The 18,595-nt window shown below is 28.6% G+C and carries 20 protein-coding genes, 1 tRNA gene and 1 pseudogene; 18 read left to right on the top strand and 4 right to left on the bottom strand.

Annotation, left to right across the window (positions count from 1 at the left end):
* Positions 1–284 precede the first annotated feature (284 nt).
* Positions 285–848, top strand: coding sequence for a GNAT family N-acetyltransferase (locus BN2665_RS15125; RefSeq protein ID WP_055667928.1), 564 nt, complete (start codon positions 285–287; stop codon positions 846–848).
* 248 nt (positions 849–1,096) lie between these two features.
* Here BN2665_RS15125 and BN2665_RS15120 read toward each other — a convergent pair whose 3' ends face one another.
* Both BN2665_RS15120 and BN2665_RS15115 read right to left on the bottom strand, forming a co-directional pair.
* Positions 1,097–1,573: a hypothetical protein gene (locus BN2665_RS15120; RefSeq protein ID WP_055667927.1), complete on the bottom strand. Its 477-nt coding sequence runs from the start codon at positions 1,571–1,573 to the stop codon at positions 1,097–1,099.
* A gap of 512 nt (positions 1,574–2,085) precedes the next feature.
* Entirely contained in the window at positions 2,086–2,718 is a 633-nt protein-coding gene (locus BN2665_RS15115; protein WP_242865959.1) for a hypothetical protein, read from the bottom strand.
* A 747-nt stretch (positions 2,719–3,465) separates the two neighbouring features.
* Between BN2665_RS15115 and BN2665_RS15105 the strand changes: the two genes are divergently transcribed.
* From BN2665_RS15105 to BN2665_RS15045, 15 genes and pseudogenes are all read left to right on the top strand, one after another.
* Positions 3,466–3,852, top strand: coding sequence for a VOC family protein (locus tag BN2665_RS15105; protein ID WP_055667925.1), 387 nt, complete (start codon positions 3,466–3,468; stop codon positions 3,850–3,852).
* Positions 3,853–3,881: 29 nt separating this feature from the next.
* Positions 3,882–4,301 carry a pyridoxamine 5'-phosphate oxidase family protein gene (locus tag BN2665_RS15100; protein WP_055667924.1) on the top strand — a complete coding sequence of 140 codons (420 nt, stop codon included), beginning with the start codon at positions 3,882–3,884 and terminating at the stop codon, positions 4,299–4,301.
* Positions 4,302–4,610: 309 nt separating this feature from the next.
* Positions 4,611–5,231, top strand: a complete 621-nt coding sequence (locus BN2665_RS15095) for a hypothetical protein (RefSeq protein WP_055667923.1) — start codon at positions 4,611–4,613, stop codon at positions 5,229–5,231.
* Between the two features lie 70 nt (positions 5,232–5,301).
* Positions 5,302–5,751, top strand: coding sequence for a macro domain-containing protein (locus tag BN2665_RS15090; protein ID WP_055667922.1), 450 nt, complete (start codon positions 5,302–5,304; stop codon positions 5,749–5,751).
* Positions 5,752–5,789: 38 nt separating this feature from the next.
* The gene (locus BN2665_RS15085) at positions 5,790–6,338 is read left to right on the top strand and encodes an RNA 2'-phosphotransferase (RefSeq protein WP_055667921.1); all 549 of its coding nucleotides are present in this window, start codon (positions 5,790–5,792) and stop codon (positions 6,336–6,338) included.
* Between the two features lie 56 nt (positions 6,339–6,394).
* Positions 6,395–6,667, top strand: a complete 273-nt coding sequence (locus tag BN2665_RS15080; protein ID WP_055667920.1) for a hypothetical protein — start codon at positions 6,395–6,397, stop codon at positions 6,665–6,667.
* Between the two features lie 470 nt (positions 6,668–7,137).
* Positions 7,138–7,377 (top strand): hypothetical protein, encoded by a 240-nt coding sequence (locus tag BN2665_RS27365; RefSeq protein WP_195892703.1) that lies wholly within the window; start codon positions 7,138–7,140, stop codon positions 7,375–7,377.
* A gap of 222 nt (positions 7,378–7,599) precedes the next feature.
* On the top strand, positions 7,600–8,706 hold the full coding sequence (locus tag BN2665_RS15070) for an IS4 family transposase (protein ID WP_055667918.1): 1,107 nt from the start codon (positions 7,600–7,602) through the stop codon (positions 8,704–8,706).
* A gap of 229 nt (positions 8,707–8,935) precedes the next feature.
* Entirely contained in the window at positions 8,936–9,154 is a 219-nt protein-coding gene (locus BN2665_RS15065) for a hypothetical protein (protein WP_055667917.1), read from the top strand.
* Positions 9,155–9,157: 3 nt separating this feature from the next.
* Positions 9,158–9,370 (top strand): annotated as a pseudogene (locus tag BN2665_RS26325) (hypothetical protein).
* A gap of 12 nt (positions 9,371–9,382) precedes the next feature.
* On the top strand, positions 9,383–10,024 hold the full coding sequence (locus BN2665_RS15060; protein ID WP_055667916.1) for an N-acetylmuramoyl-L-alanine amidase: 642 nt from the start codon (positions 9,383–9,385) through the stop codon (positions 10,022–10,024).
* A 91-nt stretch (positions 10,025–10,115) separates the two neighbouring features.
* Positions 10,116–10,361 carry a hypothetical protein gene (locus tag BN2665_RS15055; RefSeq protein ID WP_055667915.1) on the top strand — a complete coding sequence of 82 codons (246 nt, stop codon included), beginning with the start codon at positions 10,116–10,118 and terminating at the stop codon, positions 10,359–10,361.
* A gap of 311 nt (positions 10,362–10,672) precedes the next feature.
* Positions 10,673–10,795, top strand: a complete 123-nt coding sequence (locus BN2665_RS27755) for a hypothetical protein (protein ID WP_278335898.1) — start codon at positions 10,673–10,675, stop codon at positions 10,793–10,795.
* A gap of 57 nt (positions 10,796–10,852) precedes the next feature.
* Positions 10,853–12,265, top strand: a complete 1,413-nt coding sequence (gene ltrA, locus BN2665_RS15050) for a group II intron reverse transcriptase/maturase (protein WP_055667914.1) — start codon at positions 10,853–10,855, stop codon at positions 12,263–12,265.
* A gap of 272 nt (positions 12,266–12,537) precedes the next feature.
* On the top strand, positions 12,538–13,200 hold the full coding sequence (locus BN2665_RS15045; RefSeq protein ID WP_055667913.1) for a zinc dependent phospholipase C family protein: 663 nt from the start codon (positions 12,538–12,540) through the stop codon (positions 13,198–13,200).
* Positions 13,201–13,606: 406 nt separating this feature from the next.
* Here the strand turns inward: BN2665_RS15045 and BN2665_RS15040 are convergent, their stop codons facing one another.
* Positions 13,607–14,017, bottom strand: coding sequence for a hypothetical protein (locus tag BN2665_RS15040; protein ID WP_055667912.1), 411 nt, complete (start codon positions 14,015–14,017; stop codon positions 13,607–13,609).
* Positions 14,018–14,251: 234 nt separating this feature from the next.
* Between BN2665_RS15040 and BN2665_RS15035 the strand changes: the two genes are divergently transcribed.
* Positions 14,252–14,327 (top strand) — tRNA-Pro (locus BN2665_RS15035).
* Between the two features lie 177 nt (positions 14,328–14,504).
* Here BN2665_RS15035 and BN2665_RS15030 read toward each other — a convergent pair.
* A complete protein-coding gene (locus BN2665_RS15030; RefSeq protein ID WP_055667911.1) occupies positions 14,505–15,656 on the bottom strand; it encodes a tyrosine-type recombinase/integrase in 1,152 nt (383 codons plus the stop codon).
* 379 nt (positions 15,657–16,035) lie between these two features.
* On the opposite strand from BN2665_RS15030, the gene BN2665_RS15025 reads away from it, so the two are divergent.
* Positions 16,036–17,940 carry a hypothetical protein gene (locus tag BN2665_RS15025; RefSeq protein ID WP_055667910.1) on the top strand — a complete coding sequence of 635 codons (1,905 nt, stop codon included), beginning with the start codon at positions 16,036–16,038 and terminating at the stop codon, positions 17,938–17,940.
* Positions 17,941–18,595 lie beyond the last annotated feature (655 nt).

The raw sequence follows: 18,595 nt of genomic DNA, 5'->3' as shown, positions 1-18,595 counted from the left end.
TAGGAGTAGTTGTGATTTTTAGAATATTTTTACTATAAATGTTGAATATGTTTTTAAAAGTAATTTATAATGAGCAAAATGGATGAGAGATTAAGAAGAGAATATTTATAATTATTTTTTCCATTGTATTTATTGCATTTTGAACAGTATAATTTAGTTACTATGATATTGAGAAGAAACAATGAGTAAGAAATATAAAACTTTTATCAAGCTAGAACTGTGCGAAATAGAGAATTTGAAGGTTATTTACTTTTTTCATACGGTGATTGAAGGAGAGATTATTTATGATAGCACACAAAGGTACACAAACAATAATTACCGAACGTTTATTATTGCGGAAGATACTTCCTGAAGATGCAGAGATGGTATTTAAGTGGATGAGCGATCCAGAAGTATGCAAATATGAACGTTGGGAACCGCACAGTAGTGTGGATTTTACCCGGGGATATATCATTGAAGTATTTAATGGATATAAATCTAATACTACATACCAGTGGGGTGTACAACTTAATGATAAGCTTATTGGTTCTGTAAGTATCGTTGATGTGAATGATTATGATCAAAAGGCCGTTATAGGGTATTGCCTTGCAAAAGAATATTGGTCGAATGGATATATGACAGAAGCTGTTAAAGCCGTAATAAATTATATGCTATTTGATATAGGATTAAATAGAATAGAGGCTACGCATTCTGTAGAAAATGGAGCTTCAGGCAGAGTTTTAGAAAAGGCGGGTATGGTATTAGAGGGCAATGCCAAAGATTATTATTATTGTAATTCAGGATTTCAGGATAGCAATCTTTATGCTATAACAAAAAGTCTATATGTAAAACAGGCAGGAACATATTAAACAAGTCCGAAAAAATAGATGAATAACTTGCTGCTATTGAATGTTATTTAGTACATACTTTGCTTATTAAGCGGTGTAAATTTAATCTTATATTGCTTTTGAATTAAATGAAGAATTATTAGCCTTTTTATTCTTTTTAATAAAGAATACCAACGAGCAATTTGATACAGATGTTATGCCAATACAAAAGGACTGATTTTTATCAGCCCTTAAATTAATATTCATTTTATGCTTAAATCTTTTATTAATTAAACATCTATTTTGTCCTTAAATGTTTTTATTAAGTAAACACCTGTTTTCCAAATTAATTCCATCAGGATTATAAAAATACAACATATAATAAATTCAAGTAAAAAAAGGTAGTATTGGTAGTGTTTTATATAATATCCAGTTTTATAAGAAATATCATCAACAAATTTGGCATCATATTCATTATTAGTTAGTTTGAAGTATTGATCTGCATATTCATCATAACTATCTTTAATGATAACTTTATGGGGAATATCATCTATCATATTTAATGCTACTTTTTCATCAGGTAATAATTTTCCATAATTATTGTATACATCACTAAGTGAATGATTTTGCTTATATAAGAAATAGTCTGGGTATCTTATATAAAGTACACATTTTAGTAAGCTATAATTACCAATTTTATAAGGAATAATAAATACTAATATAAAAAAAATTACAAAAAAAATTTTAAAAACTTTTTTATTGTTCATATTAACCCTCTTTACAATTTTTTGCATATTTCATTATGATAATTAAGTCTCCAGCTAAAATACCTACCGCCGTAGCCAATACTATAAGGACAATGTTTTGGTTAGAAGAATTGGAAGAAATAGAAGAAGATAGTTTCAAAGCATGACTAAATAGACTTGTTTCAATATTTATGGTTATATTATTAGTTTTTGGTTTAATAAAAAATTTTTCCTATTAAAAGCCTCGGACGTTATTAATCCAGGGCTTTTTTGTTTAAAGAAAACTATTAATCCAACAATATTACACCTATGCAAATACAAGTATCCATTCTAATGTAACTCTTCTTTTTATACATATAATCACCTCAGCTTAAATTATAGATAATAATATATAAATTATACTTAATATTTCCTAAAATATGTGCTATTTATAGAAATAAACTTTTTTTAATAAGATATACGTACTACTTTAAAAAGGTGACAAGGTTTAACTTTTTAGCCATGTTAGATTACTTTTATTAATCAAAAAATTATTAAGTATCATTCTCTTTATCTTGTTTTTTCATAGATTCTTCATGTCTTTTCTTTTGAGTTGAATTTCCTTTTTTTGCATCAAAGTTAATTGGAAGATATTTTTCATCAATTATCTTTTCATAGTTTATATCAGTAAAATAATCACAAAAATTAATTTCCACATAAATTAATCTGTTATTTTCTTTGTCAGCCAAAGCATAAATATAACCACTCTCGTTTGCATAAACTGCACTTACTGGATAATTAAATTCAGTTGCACCATATATAAGATAATCTTTAGAGGAATTTAACTTTGATAATCTCTCTGTCTCTTCAATAAAAGCTTCATCACTGCAAGTATATACAAGGTATGATACAAAGTTTGGATCAAATGGATTATAATAATAATAATAAAAATTTTCAACTTTTGCTGAATCAGAAATACTTTTGGGGAATATATCATTGTTATTCCTACCATTATCTCCAAAGTATTTATCGTATTTTTGTCTATACTTACCATTATCTCCGAAATATTTATTATAATTTCGTATGTTAGTAGTTTTATCTCTTTCTATCCACATTGCACAAAAACCAAGCATCAACGTAATTAGAATAATAAAAAAAATTAATATCATCTTTGTTATTTTTTTCATTTATTTATTCTCCTTTTAATCGCAATAATGATTAGAATTTCATAAAATGTACCTTAATCACAAATTATCTAGATTTAGTTTAACATTATTATATATCTATTTCAAATTCAACTGTTATCCAAATACATCTTTAGATATTAGTTAAGCTCCTGATGGTCTAGCAGCTTATATTTTGAGTTTTGATTATTCAACAAGAGGTTTTATTTTCCTTCTAAATTTGCTCTAAAGCTCCTCTAGAATTTCTTTTATATCTTCTACTTTCATAACTTCTCTAATATACTTTCGTACTTCTCACTTCATTTTTATAATCATAACCACCTCTTTTAGGGGTGGTTATGATTGACTAAGTTTAGGTAGAAGAAATTTGACAGAGCTTCAGAAGAGTTATTTAAGAGGAAAAGAAAGTTGGAGTCTTGGAAGGGAATAAAAATACAGCTAAAAAACAATTGGTTCATTTTGAACCTATTATTTCAAAAACATTAAACAATACAGCTAAAAAAATTGCAGAACAAAATTGTGTGTCAGTAAGTACAATAAAAAGGGATGATCTTTTAAAATTCAATAATTCAGTGAAAAAATGGTATAAAACCCTCATTCATCTATAGATTATGTGGAACTAATTGGTTTAAGATGATATAATTACAAGTAGTTAAGGCACAATGGTAAGAAAGTGCTAACTAGAGATTATTTAAAATACAGTAATATAGCACTTAATAAATAGTGTTAATACACAAGGGAGGATTTTATATGTTCAGATCAATACTTCAAATTTATGTCAAGGGAAGCGATGATGCATTTGAGTTTTATAAAAAGGCTTTTGATGCAAAGATTGGTTTTCAAGATACAGACGAAAATGGCACAGTTATTCATAGGGAACTTGACATTTGTGGACAGGCTATTGCAATTGGGGAGGCTCGTGATACCACCCGTGCGGGTGGAACTAGAAGAACTACTGGCAATACCATGCAGTTCTGTATTCAGTTTGGGGAGGGGCAGGAGGATAGGGTGAGAAAAGCCTATGAAACCCTTCTTGAAGGCAGCGAAATCATTACACCCTTTGGTGAATTACTTTTCAGCCCCTGCGGTGTAGAGATGATCGATAAATATGGTGTCTGGTGGTGTCTTTTTGTGTAAACACATAATTATAAATAGGAGGAGTTAAAATGAATGATAAAATCATCTCCAGAGCGGGAGAAATTGTTGCACAGAATACTGGTGAGGAGACTTATTGTGCATTAGCGCTTATTGATTCAGATGGTTATCCGACGGTTTCAACCATCACAGCTTCCAAAGCTGACGGTATAAATTGGTTGACTTTTTGTACTGGACTTGGCAGTGATAAAACTGATCGAATCACAAAGTGCAATAACGCAAGCGTTTGCTTCAATTCCAATAAGTACAATATAACGCTTGTAGGAACAATTGATATAATTACTGACCCGGATGTAAAAAAAGAAATGTGGTATGGTGGTCTCATTAATCATTTTAGTGGCCCACAGGACCCCAACTATTGTGTATTGCGCTTCAAAACAGAACGCTATAACCTCTTGGTTGATTGGAAGGAAGCGAAAGGAAGATTATAAGTAAAATTAGAAGTTATTTTACTTCATTTTCTTCTTAATTTAATGACTAAACTTTAAAATTAAATAACTTTTCTAAATACCGTATTATTTGAATGAATTTTACGGTATTTTTGTGTCGCATTTCAAAAAAATTACCCAATATCAAATAAGTATTTTAAGCTAAGGAAATTGTTAAGAAGATTAAAAGATTGAAGTTATAAGTATATTGTATCAATATGGAATGATTGTAGCCATATGGTGAATTGTGATACAATTTCCATATAGATTAAAGTTATTTTATAATTTAAATACAATATGGGGGATAGGTTTATGGATCTTAATTCTATAGTTCAAAACATTGCAACATTTACAGTAGGAACAATTTCAGTTTCAGCTGTATTAGTGGCAATTTCAAAAAGGGTTTTTGATAAATGGCTTGAAACTAGAGTTGCCAAATATGATTATGAACTTAAGTTAAGACTTGAAGAGTACAAGCTTGAAAAAGAAAAAATCGCAGAAGAGAGTAAGATAAGATTTTCAAAATTACATAGTGAGAGGGCAGAAATTATAAAAGAACTTTATAAGAAGCTCCAACGTGTTCATGATTATCTAATAATTTACATTAGTGAATTAAGTAAAAACACAACCAATTTAGATAAATTTATGGATATACATAAATCTTTAAATGAAGAGGCAGGCGACTTTTTAAATTATGCTAACAATAATAGGATATTCTTTGATACAAGATTAGTCTCAACAATAAAGCAAGTTGAGGAAATAATTGTAGTAAAAGTTGATACAGACAGAATAAAGGAAAAGGTTATTAAGAGTAATAAAGTATATCTTGAAGAGGTTGAAAGGAATATCTTAACTAAATTAGTTCATGTTGAGATACCGAGATTAAAAGAAGTCCTTGAGCAGGAGTTTAGGAAGATACTGGGTGTAAGCTAGATTAATGAACCAATAAATTAATATAATAGACAATGTAAAAGTAGTGCTTTAAGATATGGGGGGTAAAAGTATGATTAAAACTATAGAAGGAAACATATTAGATGCTACTGAAAATGTGATATGTCATCAAGTGAACTGCATGGGTGTTATGGGGAGTGGGTTAGCAAAGCAAATAAGAGCTAAGTATCCAAATGTTTTTGAGCAGTATCATAAATTTGTACTTGATAATGGGAAATTACAATCTTTAGGAATGTGTCAAATTGTTGAAGTAGGAAAGGATAAATATGTTTCTAACTTATTTGGACAATATAATTATGGGACTAATAAGATTCAAACGGATTACGCTGCTTTAAAATCCGCAATGAGTTCATTAAAAACTGTTTGTAAGGAAAGTAATTTATCTGTTGCACTTCCTTATAATTTAGGTTGTGGTTTAGCCGGAGGAGATTGGGGAATAGTATCCAAAATGATAGAAGATATATTTGAGGATTACGATGTGATGATTTATAGATTTAAATAATAGTATAAGAAGTTTAAATTACAAGAGGAAGTGAAAAGATGATAAGTAAAGAAGACCTGAGAATTAGTAAGTTTATGAGCTTGGTGTTAAGACATAAACCAGAGGAAATAGGCCTGAAGTTTGATAAATATGGATATATCTGCACATCTGATCTTATTAACGGTATGAATGAAAAAGGATATAAAGTTACTATTGCCGATATTCAAAGAATCGTGATAGAAGACGATAAACAAAGATATTCATTTAATACAGATGAAACAAAAATAAAAGCTAATCAAGGGCATTCAGTTGAAGTGAATCTTAAATTGGAGGCAGTAAAACCACCAAATGAATTATATCATGGAACTTCAACTAGATTTAGCGACAGTATATACAAGCATGGAATCATAAAACAAAGTAGACAATATGTTCATTTATCTGCTGATATAGACACTGCTTTAAAAGTAGGTAAAAGACATGGGGAGCCAGTTATATTTGTAATAGATAGTCAGCAGATGCATAAAGATGGATATAAATTTTATTTGTCAGAAAATAAAGTATGGTTGATAGATTATGTACCTACAAAATATTTTAGGGTAATGGAATAAAAACATCATTTTAAGTCGTAATGGTATTTTAATGTGAAGTAAGGGGTGGGATATGAATGAATAAGAAAATAATAGGAAGTGGTTTTGTACGAGCGGTAGTTATTTCATTATGTGTAATTATTATAGGATTAATAATATCAAAATTGTTTTTGAACTATACTTATCGTGACATGTATGAAACTCATTCAATGATGAGGTTAGATGCTATTAAAACTTTACTAATTTATCTAAGTGGCATTGTAACATTTTGGGGATATTTAATTTGGAAAGAATTAAATTTGATTAATAGTAAAAACACTAATATAAAGCAGATTAATCATAATCCATAGTATTTTATAATAGTAATTAAGAAAAATAATTATAAAATCATAATGCATCCTTCTTATTAAGCGGCGTAAGCTCAATCTTATGCCGTTTTTGAAAAGTAATGCGAAGTTATAGACATATTATTGAAATTATTTGTATTTTCATAATATAATTATATTAACATTATATGGATGAGGGGTGATTTATTATAATATATAAATATAATATGGATAATTTGAAAATCTCTTCTGAAATCGGTAATTTTATAAATAGCAATTCAGCTATACAAAAAAGACTAAATAGTACTAGAATTATATCTGTTATAATATATACCATAATTTTATCTATTATTATTAAGTTTAGCTATATGACAAAGAAAACCCTATATCTTTCACCTGCTATACTTCTTCTATTTATAATTTATAGTATCTTATATTTTTTATATCCCTATTTATATAAAATGCTTATTAAGATAAATTTAAAAGTTAAGAAAATGCATATAATCGAAGAAGCAAACAGAAAATTTTACTATATATCTAAAAATAAAAGGTTTGAGTTAACACGTAATTCCGCCAATCCAATTATTGATATAAGCAAGTTAGAGCATTATACTTTTATAATTATTTCCTCAAGAAAAATGAAGCTTCCAACCTTCTATTTTGTAGCAATACCTAATACACTTTTTGAATCTGAAGAGCTATATAATAAATTTGTTAATAGCATATCAGATTAATAGAAAAAGGGATTAAAATCCCTATATAAATAGTTCTACGATGAAAGATTTATAGAGGAAGAGAAAATAAAAAGCAAAAAAGGCTAGCGATATTCTACTGTTGCATTAAAGAAATAATTTTATATTGACACATTTTAATTGGTAGAAATTTAATAATGAAAGAGAAAACCTCCTTGTGGTTAAATGGAAGTGACAAGCAACCATTCACAAGGAGGTTTATTTATGTTATCTAATAAAAATAATAAACTAGTTTTTCATAAATTAATAGCGGAAATCGGTGGAAGTTTTGTTAAGCATACTATAAAAAAATACAATGGTGATTATAGAAGCCAGCATTTTGATACACGCTCTCATATAAACTCAATGATTTATTTAAATATCCGTGGTTGCAAAAGTCTTAGAGAAGCTGAAAGTGAGATTTCTTCAAATAAAAAGCTTAAAAATCTTATTAATGTACCAAGTGTCTCCCAGTTTTCCAGGAAAAATTCTGCGAGAGATTATAGAATTTTTGAAGATATATTTTATCATTTGGTAGATAAGGCTAAAAGAAGACGCGGAGCCGTTAGGCTTATGAAGGACATTCCTCCTATCAAAATTATTGATTCATCAGTAATCTTAGTTGCTCTAAAGCTTGCTCCACATTTCCAAATGGACAATAGTAGAGCGGGTATAAAGATAAGCACTTTATTCAATGGTGAATTTCCAGAGAAAATTAACATAGTTAAAGGTAAGGTAAATGATAGAAAATGTATTGATGGCCTCTTTGAGCATAACAGCTGCATCTATGTTTTTGATAGAGGTTATTACGACTATAAATGGTACGATGAGCTTAGTAAGAAAGAAATAAAATTTGTTACAAGAGCTACTAAGCATTCCATAGTCATGGAGGAACGAATGATATCATCAGATCTTTCTAAAGATATATATGATACTGAAGTTATTATGGGTACAAGCTATTCTAAGAATCTTACTACTAAAAGTTATAGAGAAATCATGACTTTTAATGAAGAAGGAGAGGCAGTGACCTTTATAACTAATATTTTTGATTTACCAGCTTCAGACATAATAAAGATCTATAAGCATAGATGGGAAATAGAATTATTCTTCAAATGGATTAAGCAAAACCTTAAAATAAAAAAACTCATTGGCTACAATGAAAATGCTATAAAAATACAAGTATTTTCAGCACTCATTTCTTATATGCTTATATACTTATGCTGTGATACTACTGTTCTTAAGTACTCGATGCTTACCTTAACGCGTATTATAAGATCAAACTTACTCGAAGATTTTGATGAATATACAGTAAGATATTTCCGTACAGGTTAACGCTTAAAAAAATTCTTCTTTGGGGAGGGGGAATCTATATGCGTATATCTTGGTTGATTTTTCAATATAAACCACATATCATAACTAAAAAACAAAGGATGGAAAAATAACTTCCCATCCTTTGCTAATAAGCTGCTATCATGTTTTCAAAAATTGTCTTAATGCAACAGTAGAACTAGCGATAGTCTTTTTTATTTTGTCTAAAATTAAGAAAGGATGTGAGGATTATATGGAAGGATTGTTTTCTGAAATAGTAAAATCAAGTCCAATACTAGGTTTAATGTTACTATTTTGGTTTTATCAAAGAAAGGATTATAAAGAATTTGTTACTCAAATACAATCAGAAAATGCTAAGAGAGAAGAGAATTATCAGAACACTATTAAAAATTTAACCTCAGATTTACAGCAGGATGTTAAGGAAATTAAAAATCACATATTTAGTAAATAGGAGATGATACTTTTGAAAAATAAAGATAGATTTAAAGAGTTAAAATCTTTACTACAAGTTAAAAAGTTAATAGCTTTATTGCTTACTTTAGTGTTTTGTGTGTTAGCTACTACTGGAAAAATATAGTCAAGTGAATTTATGACTATATTTGGAATGGTGGTAGCTTTTTATTTTGGACAATCTACAACAAGGCAAGTAGTAAAAGAAAATAAATAAGGAAGTGATATTGTGAAAATAACTATTGATGCTGGTCATAACTGCTATCCTGATAGCGGTGCTGTTGGGCTACTAGATGAAAATATTTGCACAAAGGAGACAGTTCAATATTTGATAAAGCATTTAAAATCTTTAGGTCATGAGGCTTATGATATAACACCTTATGGTATGAAGTTTAACTCTGTAAATGAGAGTTTAGCTTACAGAGTAAAAAAAGTAAATGAAATTAACTCAGACTTACATTTATGTATTCACTATAATAAGTGTAATAATCAAGCTTATGGAACTGAGTGTTGGATTGGTGGTGGTACTGGAGGGAAGTCAGAACAATTTGCTATTAATATATGCAGAGAAGTTTCAAGTTCTTTAGGTACTTATAATAGAGGGATTAAGGTAGGTAATTTATATATACCTAAATATACTAATATGCCTTGCGTGCTTGTAGAAGGATTATTTATAGATAATGTTAATGATGTAAAAAAGTATGACGCTAATAATATAGCAAAGGCTATAATTAAGGCTATTACAGGTCAAGAAATAATTGAGAATTTTAATAAAAGATATTACATAGTTACCAACTATCTTAAAGAAGATTCTAACAGATATATTAATATGAAGGAGGACTTCAAAATTGTAGCACTAATTTTACAATAATATTTCTAATATGTAAATAGTTGATATATTATTTACTATATATTAATATAGAATATAACATAGTACTTCTTAAGAGATGGGGTGGATTGTCTTGACAAAGAAGAGAGTTATATTGACAATAGTAAATTTCGTGTTGCTTTATGGATTTATAAAGTTTATAAATGCATATTCAATAAATTTAGTAAATGATTTAAATTATAGCTTAGATAATATAGAAGTTATGGGACGGAAAGTATTTGAACTAAGAAGAAAAATACCCTTGATATTTACTTCTGGAAGCTTATTTGCTGTAATTTATGTTTTGATTAATTATTTTTTAGACAAGAAAATGAAATAAACATAATAGTATTAAAATTAAAGAAGAACATTTTATTATTAACAAGGCAACTCTTAGGGTAAACCTAGGGGCTGCCTTTTTTCTTGTGCGCCCAGCATGGGCGACAGCTTGGTGGTGAAAGTCCACTATGGGGGTTGATAGCACCAACCATTAGCTTACGGCAAGGGTGTCCACCGTGAGGTGGAATCTGAAGGAAGCCTGCGGCAAAGCTCTGGTTTGACGGACAGAAATCACATATAAGGCTTACTTAAATCGGGTGAGTTTGCAAGACAAAACAAAGCCCTATGCTATCCGAGATTTAAGGAGTAAATGTGGCAGATAGATGGAGTGAAAGCGGTCGCTCTTACCTGGGGAGGTCTCATGGACGTAGGACAATAAATTTTAATTCTACGGTTGAAACAAGATTTATCATGAGAAGTCAGCAGGATTCATAGTACCAGTTAAGTCATGAATTAACTGGGAAGGATGAAACAATAGGAGGTCTTGGAAATTTGAAAAATTCGAAAGGAATACGAGAATTGCAGAAAACTTCATATAAAGAAGACTGGACATGGCAGGTAGAAGTGGAACTTCAAGAAACCATGGGAGTGCATAGTGTTTCTACGGCATTTAAGAATGGAGGAGACGGTGGAAAGCTACATACCAATAACTTACTTGAGAAAATATTGGAAAGTGAAAATCTAAGATTAGCTTTTAGAAGAGTAAAATCCAATAAGGGAAGTCATGGAGTGGATGGAATGAAAGTGGATGAACTTCCACAATACTTGAAACAAAATGTAACCTCACTCAAGAAAAGTATATTAGAAGGGACTTATCGTCCCCAGCCTGTAAGGAGAGTAGAAATACCAAAACCTGATGGTGGTATAAGATTACTTGGAATACCCACTGTAGTTGATAGAATGGTACAACAAGCAGTAGCCCAAGTGCTAACGCCAATATTCGAAGAGACCTTTTCTGAAAATAGCTATGGTTTTAGACCCGATAGGGATGCTAAGCAAGCGATATTCAAGGCTAAAGAATATATGGAAGAGGGCTACAAATGGGTAGTAGATATAGACCTTGCTAAGTATTTTGATACTGTAAATCACGATAAACTTATGGCGCTTGTTGCTAGAGAAATCAAAGATAAAAGGGTATTAAAGCTTATAAGGCTGTTTCTACAAAGTGGCGTAATGATAAACGGGGTAGTAATAGAAACAGAAGAAGGTTGTCCACAAGGAGGACCTTTAAGTCCGCTACTTAGTAATATCATGCTCACTGAACTCGATAGAGAGCTTGAGAGAAGAGGACATAAATTCTGCCGTTATGCTGATGATAACAATATTTATGTTAAAAGCAAGAAAGCAGGCGAAAGAGTTATGCGAAGCATAACAGAATTCATTGAAAATAAACTTAAGCTTAAAGTTAACAAAGATAAAAGTGCAGTAGATAGACCTTGGAAAAGAAAATTTCTAGGGTTTAGCTTCTATCAATGGTATGGCAAGATAGGAATAAGAGTACATGAAAAATCTATAAACAAGTTCAAAGCTAAAATTAGAAATATAACGTTAAGAAGTAATGCTTGGGATATGGATTATAGGATGCTAAAACTTCGCCAGTGCGTAATAGGATGGCTCAACTATTTCAGAATAGCTGATATAGCAAAGCTAACAAAAGAGTTAGATGAATGGACTAGACGAAGACTTAGAATGTGCTTTTGGAAACAGTGGAAGAAGATTAAAACCAAGCACGATAATCTAAAGAAGCTTGGAATTAAAGAAAACAAAGCGTGGGAATTTGTTAACACAAGAAAAAGCTATTGGCGAATAGCCAACAGTCCCATACTTGCTACAACACTGACAAATTCTTATTTTGAGAAAATAGGATATACAAGCATTCATAAAAGGTATAAGCAAGTACATTAATTCTTGTTGAACCGCCGTATACCGAACGGTACGTACGGTGGTGTGAGAGGTCGGTAGATAAAATAATTATCTACCTCCTACTCGATTTGTAGAATGTTCTTGAGAGATAATGTAACTATAATTATAGGCAATATTGCATGCTTTTAATCAGCATTACTATTTTTTAAGAGGATTTTTACTGAAAGTGTTGAATAGATTTTATAGAAATAATAAGTAACATATGACGAAGTACTGATAATTTATATTATGGATAATAGGAAGGGTGAGGTAATATGCCATTTCAGATGACACATTTATGTATAGCAGAGAAAATACATCAAATTGCCCCTGTAAAAATTAAGGACTTATCGCAATTTTATTTAGGTGTGGTAGCTCCGGATGCTGTACATAATAGATCAAATTACATATCAAATTATAAAAAAGCATCGCATTTATGCGTGGGAGAAGAAAGTTGGGGAGCAATCACCAATAATGATGAATGGGTTGAAAATGTATCAAATTTTATCCGTAAAAATAAAAACTCTGAAAACTATGATTTTGTACTTGGCTATTGTACCCATATTTTATCTGATATTTACAATAACATAACTGTATGGTTACCCTTTAAACAAAAGTACCAAGACGAAATTTCAAAAGGGTATGGCGGACTATATCATCAGGAAAGCGAAAAAGTAGAAATAGAATTGGCGCTGACATTTGAGAATAAAAAGGATTTTTGGAAGTACCTTAAAAAAGCTGAAGAAGTAAGCCTAGATAATATTATTTTTGCTGAAGAAGTAAGAAAACATAAAGATAATATTCTAAATCATTGGTATAAAGGTAAGAAACGTCCAGATGTATCTTCAAACAAAATTGTAACAGTCGAGAGCACTATGAAATTTATAGATGATGCTGCTAATTTTGTCGTAAGTAGATTACCAAGTTTTACAGAATAAGCATTTTCAGTACCAAACTACTGCACATTCTTTTTAAAAGGTAGCTTAGATAAATCCTTAGGCTACCTTCTTTTTTATTTGCTTTAAAGTGCTACATAAACAAAAATAAATGCAATTAAACCCTAGATACTACCCTAGGGTTTAATTATAAGCGCTAATAGAATATAAAGTGATTTTGGGATAGGTTATACAGAAACCTAATATTATTATATTTATCAATAATAAAAGTGCTACATAATATTATATGCACCTAGAAATACTATGGAAGTAAGTTGACTGATTTTGCCCTTAGTGGGCTATTTTTTTATTTAAAGAAAAAATCCATGATGCGATTAAGGGGCGATGGAATGGCTACCCCTTGATTTAAATTTGATATATATTAATGTAGAAATTTTAGATTACTTCTTTAATTATCAAAATCGTAAATAATTTTATAGTCTATGTCCTCTGAAAGACCTGATATTTCTAAAACATTATAGGGGTTTATATGTAAACATTTCTTTCCATTTACTAGGCACTTATATACATAGTCATTAGCCTTGAACAAACGCTCTATATATGAACCTGAATTAAAAGAGTTAATCAATTGAAACAACTTCGATGAATGTTCATTCTCTTCATACTTGTTTTTAACCTCTACTGCTAAATCCAAGTCACCCAAAATTTCTTTATTAGTAGAAATATAACTACCGTATACAGCAATTTTAGTTATAAGTTGAAAATGTTTGGCATCTTTGTTAATACTATCGGCTATCTTAGGTATTTCCAGCAATACCTTTTCAGCATACTTACGAGTAACCCCATTACCCTTTTTCATATCTCACTCTTCCTTTCCTAGTATTACCATGTTTCTTAATAAATATATGTCTAGATACTAAATTTAAAGAATTTATATCCTATATTTATATATTACAGCTAAAGCAATTGTAAAATCAAATTTCTTTTAAAATATCAGTTTAACTAGCGCTTATTCTGTGTTATAATTGCCTTTATCAGGCATGATTCTAGTGGTTTTTATTGCAAAAACTCTAGTGGTCACCTTGAAAATTATCCGGGTATGGCGCAGATGGTAGCGCGCTAGAATGGGGTTCTAGAGGTCGCAGGTTCAAATCCTGTTACCCAGACCATAAAAAGCCTGTAAACATCAGTGTTTACAGGCTTTAATTATTTTTTGTAAATTTTCATAAATCTCATTTTGCTAACATTTTGCTAACATTGATTAAGAAAGCAAAATAAATAATTTTCAAAATGGATAAATCATAGAACTAATTGGAATTTACCGTAAATTTACTTAGAGATTTATTTTAGCTATTTTTAGAGAATATGTCATTTATTTTCTTAGCGGTTTTTTGCTTCATATCCATATCAATATGAGAATAAATATCAGCTGTTGTGCTAAAGTCAGCATGACCAAGCCATGATTGTATATTTTTTAAATCTACTCCATTTTTAATAAGATATGAAGCTGTGCTGTGGCGAAGGTCATGAAATCTAATATGTGGAAAGTTGTTATTTTTAAGAATTTTACTGAATTTATGATTTAGAAAATCAGTTCTAAGAGGTGTTCCGTCATCCCAACAACAAACATATCCTAAATCATTATAGTTATCTCCTAAGGCTTTCTTGTTCTTTTCTTGTTCCTCTTGAAGTTTTTTAAGATAATCTTCTACCTCAGGGATTAGTGGCAATGTTCTTAAGCTACTTTCACTTTTTGGTTTTTTAACGATGGTCTCTTTTCCTATACGTACCCTTGTTTCTTGAATTGTGAGAGTGCCTTCATCAAAGTTAATAGCAGCCCACTTTAGGCCACATATTTCACCTCTCCTTAAACCATATCGAGCAGTAATAAATACAGCTGCTTCAATATCTGTGCCTTTACATGCTTCAAGCAATTTTTCAATTTGTTCTACTGTATAATAGGTTGTACTAAATTTTTCTTTTTTAGGTAGCTCTACTCTATCAGCAGGGTTATAAGAAATTAGATTGTTTCTTAAAGCATAATCAAAAGCACTCTTTATATTTGCATGATGCTTAGTTAGTGAATTTGCGGACAAACCGTCTTTTTTAAAATTATTACCTTTATATTTTGAGTTATAATATTTTTGCAAATGAATAGGTTGTACATCTTTTAGCAACAGGTCTTTGTAATTTGCTTTGAAAAATGGGATAATGTGTCTATTTATATTTATTTCATAGCTATCCCAAGTAGTTCTTTCTACTTTATTTATTATTACATTATCTAGCCAATCTTTTATAAAATCAATAAAATAAATCTTTTTTGTATCAATGAATGTATTTTTATCAATTTCGGTCAATATAGCCCTTAGAGCTTTTTCGGCATCAGTCTTTTTCTCACATTTAGTATTAATCCATTTTTGCTTACGTTTACCGTCTGAACCTTTTAAATCAACTATTACATACCATTTTTGACCTCTTTTTCTAAGTGTTCCTTGCATAATAATTCCTCCTAAAATTTATTAGATTGTAAAATAAAAAAGCAGGAGTTTTCCTGCTTTAAAAGTAATAATTTTGAAGTTTAAGCTATATTCAAATTGAGGTGCATATTTACAATTAATCCTTTGTTCAAATTAATTACATGACTATAATATATATTTATAAATCATATAAATTCATTTTTTATCGATGAATTATAAGAATAATTTATAATAATTTTCTATTACTTTTTTGTTACAGTGAAACTAAATTTTTAAAATCTGTTGAAAAATATAGTAGGCGAGTGCATAATATAATTAATTACCTATTTAAGGTAACTTTTGTTGAAATTTAGAAAAGAGGTGAAATTTGTACTTGTAAATTACCAATGTACAAACAAAAATGGAGAGAAACGATTTTCTGTGTGAAGAACTATCTGATAACGATAAATTTATTATAAAAAGTAAAGTTAAAAAAAATATATATGATATTTTTTTAGAATTAAGTGATAATAGTGAGTTGCCTATAAAGGTTAATTCTTATAAGAATAGTGAAATGAAAAAGAAGCTAGAAAAAATAGAGAAAAAAATTACTAAAATGAACAATTATTTAGTAAAGTATGGATTAGAAATGATTATTTCCAAAAAAGATACTAAAGAAGATAAATTAAAATATATAGTGTTGCCTATAGATGAAATCGTAATTGAAAAAGAGAATAGTAAAGAACAAAGACATTTATATATCATTAGATTTTATATTATAGAATCAAATAAAATAATTGATGTACTTATAGAAAAAGAAAAAACAAAAAATAAAGTATGGATTGATAATTATCTAAGAGTTCATAAATTAGTAGTTGAAAAAGAATATAAATTGTTAATGTCAGCAGTACAAGATTATATTAAAAATGAAATAAATGAGAATATAGGAATGTATAATGATATATTTAAAATAGTTACTTCTAAAAAATTTCAGAATTATAAAAAAGAAAAAGTATCTATACCTGGAAACTGGATTAAACAGAAAAGGATTAATAAAGAATATCTTAGAGAGATATATAATAAAATAGATATTAATATTAATCAAAATGCATGTCTGATTTCATTTTTAATGGTATCATTTTTAAATAATATTTTGACTGAGCTTAAAATAGAATCTCATTTTATTTTATTAATGCAAGGAAATAAGTACGCTGATGGAATTAATTTAATAAAATATTTTCTAGGCAATCCATTTAATAATGCTGAATTTGATTTTGATAATATATATGAGACGAATATAATAATAAAAGAAATAGATAAAGAGGTAATTAATTTTGATACAAATAAATTTAATAGCAACGTATTAGTTTTAGATTTATTTGATGAAAATAAAGCTGAGAAAATAGAAATTATACAAAAAGATTTATTTAGCAAATATGTAGATAGAAATAAATATAATAAAAAAAATTCTTTTGATATTAAATCAAATATTGCAGTATTTTCAAGTGCTAAAATAAATAATCCAATTTATTTTAGTATTAGTCTTAACGAAAGTGAAATTAGCTCTGAAAAATATGTAAATAAAATAGACTACATAAATTTACTATTAATAATAGCTGAATATTTAAGTGAAGAATCTCTTTCTATAAAAAGGTCATTATATGATAGATTTATTTCATATAGAAAGACAATTGATAATAAAGAGGAAAAAGAGAAAGTTTCTTTAGATGCAATTAGTAAAGTTTCTATACTTATGTTAGGTTTTGATATATATTTAGAGTTTGGAGAATATATTAAAGCAATTGAGAGAGAGAGTAAAAAAGAGAAATTAGCGTTATTTCAGAAGTGGTTGCTTTGTAATTATAATGACACCATAAATCTGAATGGTATTAATAAACCAGATTTTATAGAGAGTATGGTTAGAGATATTTTAAATTTTATTATAAAAGATTATAATGAAGGTAAGTCATTGCTTATAGAGAGAATGCTTGAGCCACCAGATGAAAATTATATTGGATTCTATGATGATGAATTTAAAATAGTTAATTATGCAATTGATGATAATATTAATAATAATACTACTGATAGACTAATATTCTTAGAAAAAAATTTTATAAATAAAATTGACTTTGTAAAAGATAGCGATATTAAATTCGATGATATTGCAGATTATTTAATAGAAAATCATATTGCAATAATGAGAAGAACAGAAAAAAACCGCAAAACTCCGAGAGTCACTTTACATACTAAGAAAAATAATGTAGATGTATTAGTATTGCGTATAAGTAAGATAGAAAAGTTCTTAAAAGAACATGTGGAAATCTAATTTTTATGGAAAAATTCTATAGGAATCTTGAGTTTTCAACATTTGTAGGGGATTCCAGTAAGAATATTTGTGGAAAAGTATATTTCCATATGGAAAAGGTATTATTTTGAAATCAAAGGGGATAGAATTATGGATAAAGATGAGAATAAAAAAATGACATATATTGTGAAGAGACAAAACCTAAAAGTAATAGGGGGCGAAAAAGTGGTTCTATAAAAGAGGACAAAAATATTGAAAAATTAGAAGATATTTTTCAAGCTTCAAAAGAATATTATAATAAAATTAAGGATTTTAAAGAGGATAATTTTTTAGAATTTAAAAATACTATTATTGATACTGATATATTAAAAATACGAGAAAGCGCAATTAAAGAGATAAAAGAATTAAATAGTAAGTATGTAATACTTAACCGAGATGAATTAATTTCTATGGCCATACATGAGTTTTGTTCAAAATATAAATAGTGACTTGAATTTAATATAATATAAATGAGTACAAGATTATTTTATTAATCTTGTATTTTTTTGTGTGTAAAAAAATACAGCGCTCCATACATTTATATAAATATCATTTAATTATATTTATATAAACTATTTAAAGTTTTTGTAAATAGCAGGTATTTCCTATTCTATTTGTCTGATTTTAATTTATATTT

The organism is Desnuesiella massiliensis (assembly GCF_001403615.1).
Lineage (GTDB): Bacteria > Bacillota > Clostridia > Clostridiales > Clostridiaceae > Desnuesiella > Desnuesiella massiliensis.
This window is presented reverse-complemented; position numbering and strand designations above follow the sequence as displayed.

Excerpts from the sequence above, each read along its gene's own strand:
- BN2665_RS15095 (WP_055667923.1), top strand. The coding sequence starts at position 4,611 with ATGGATCTTAATTCTATAGTTCAAAACATTGCAACATTTACAGTAGGA.
- BN2665_RS15105 (WP_055667925.1), top strand. The coding sequence starts at position 3,466 with ATGTTCAGATCAATACTTCAAATTTATGTCAAGGGAAGCGATGATGCA.
- BN2665_RS15090 (WP_055667922.1), top strand. The coding sequence starts at position 5,302 with ATGATTAAAACTATAGAAGGAAACATATTAGATGCTACTGAAAATGTG.
- BN2665_RS15030 (WP_055667911.1), bottom strand. The coding sequence starts at position 15,656 with ATGCAAGGAACACTTAGAAAAAGAGGTCAAAAATGGTATGTAATAGTT.
- BN2665_RS15025 (WP_055667910.1), top strand. The coding sequence starts at position 16,036 with ATGGAGAGAAACGATTTTCTGTGTGAAGAACTATCTGATAACGATAAA.
- BN2665_RS15045 (WP_055667913.1), top strand. The coding sequence starts at position 12,538 with ATGCCATTTCAGATGACACATTTATGTATAGCAGAGAAAATACATCAA.
- BN2665_RS15115 (WP_242865959.1), bottom strand. The coding sequence starts at position 2,718 with ATGAAAAAAATAACAAAGATGATATTAATTTTTTTTATTATTCTAATT.
- BN2665_RS15040 (WP_055667912.1), bottom strand. The coding sequence starts at position 14,017 with ATGAAAAAGGGTAATGGGGTTACTCGTAAGTATGCTGAAAAGGTATTG.
- BN2665_RS15125 (WP_055667928.1), top strand. The coding sequence starts at position 285 with ATGATAGCACACAAAGGTACACAAACAATAATTACCGAACGTTTATTA.
- BN2665_RS15065 (WP_055667917.1), top strand. The coding sequence starts at position 8,936 with ATGGAAGGATTGTTTTCTGAAATAGTAAAATCAAGTCCAATACTAGGT.
- BN2665_RS15100 (WP_055667924.1), top strand. The coding sequence starts at position 3,882 with ATGAATGATAAAATCATCTCCAGAGCGGGAGAAATTGTTGCACAGAAT.
- BN2665_RS15070 (WP_055667918.1), top strand. The coding sequence starts at position 7,600 with ATGTTATCTAATAAAAATAATAAACTAGTTTTTCATAAATTAATAGCG.
- BN2665_RS15120 (WP_055667927.1), bottom strand. The coding sequence starts at position 1,573 with ATGAACAATAAAAAAGTTTTTAAAATTTTTTTTGTAATTTTTTTTATA.
- BN2665_RS15085 (WP_055667921.1), top strand. The coding sequence starts at position 5,790 with ATGATAAGTAAAGAAGACCTGAGAATTAGTAAGTTTATGAGCTTGGTG.
- BN2665_RS27365 (WP_195892703.1), top strand. The coding sequence starts at position 7,138 with ATGCATATAATCGAAGAAGCAAACAGAAAATTTTACTATATATCTAAA.
- BN2665_RS15080 (WP_055667920.1), top strand. The coding sequence starts at position 6,395 with ATGAATAAGAAAATAATAGGAAGTGGTTTTGTACGAGCGGTAGTTATT.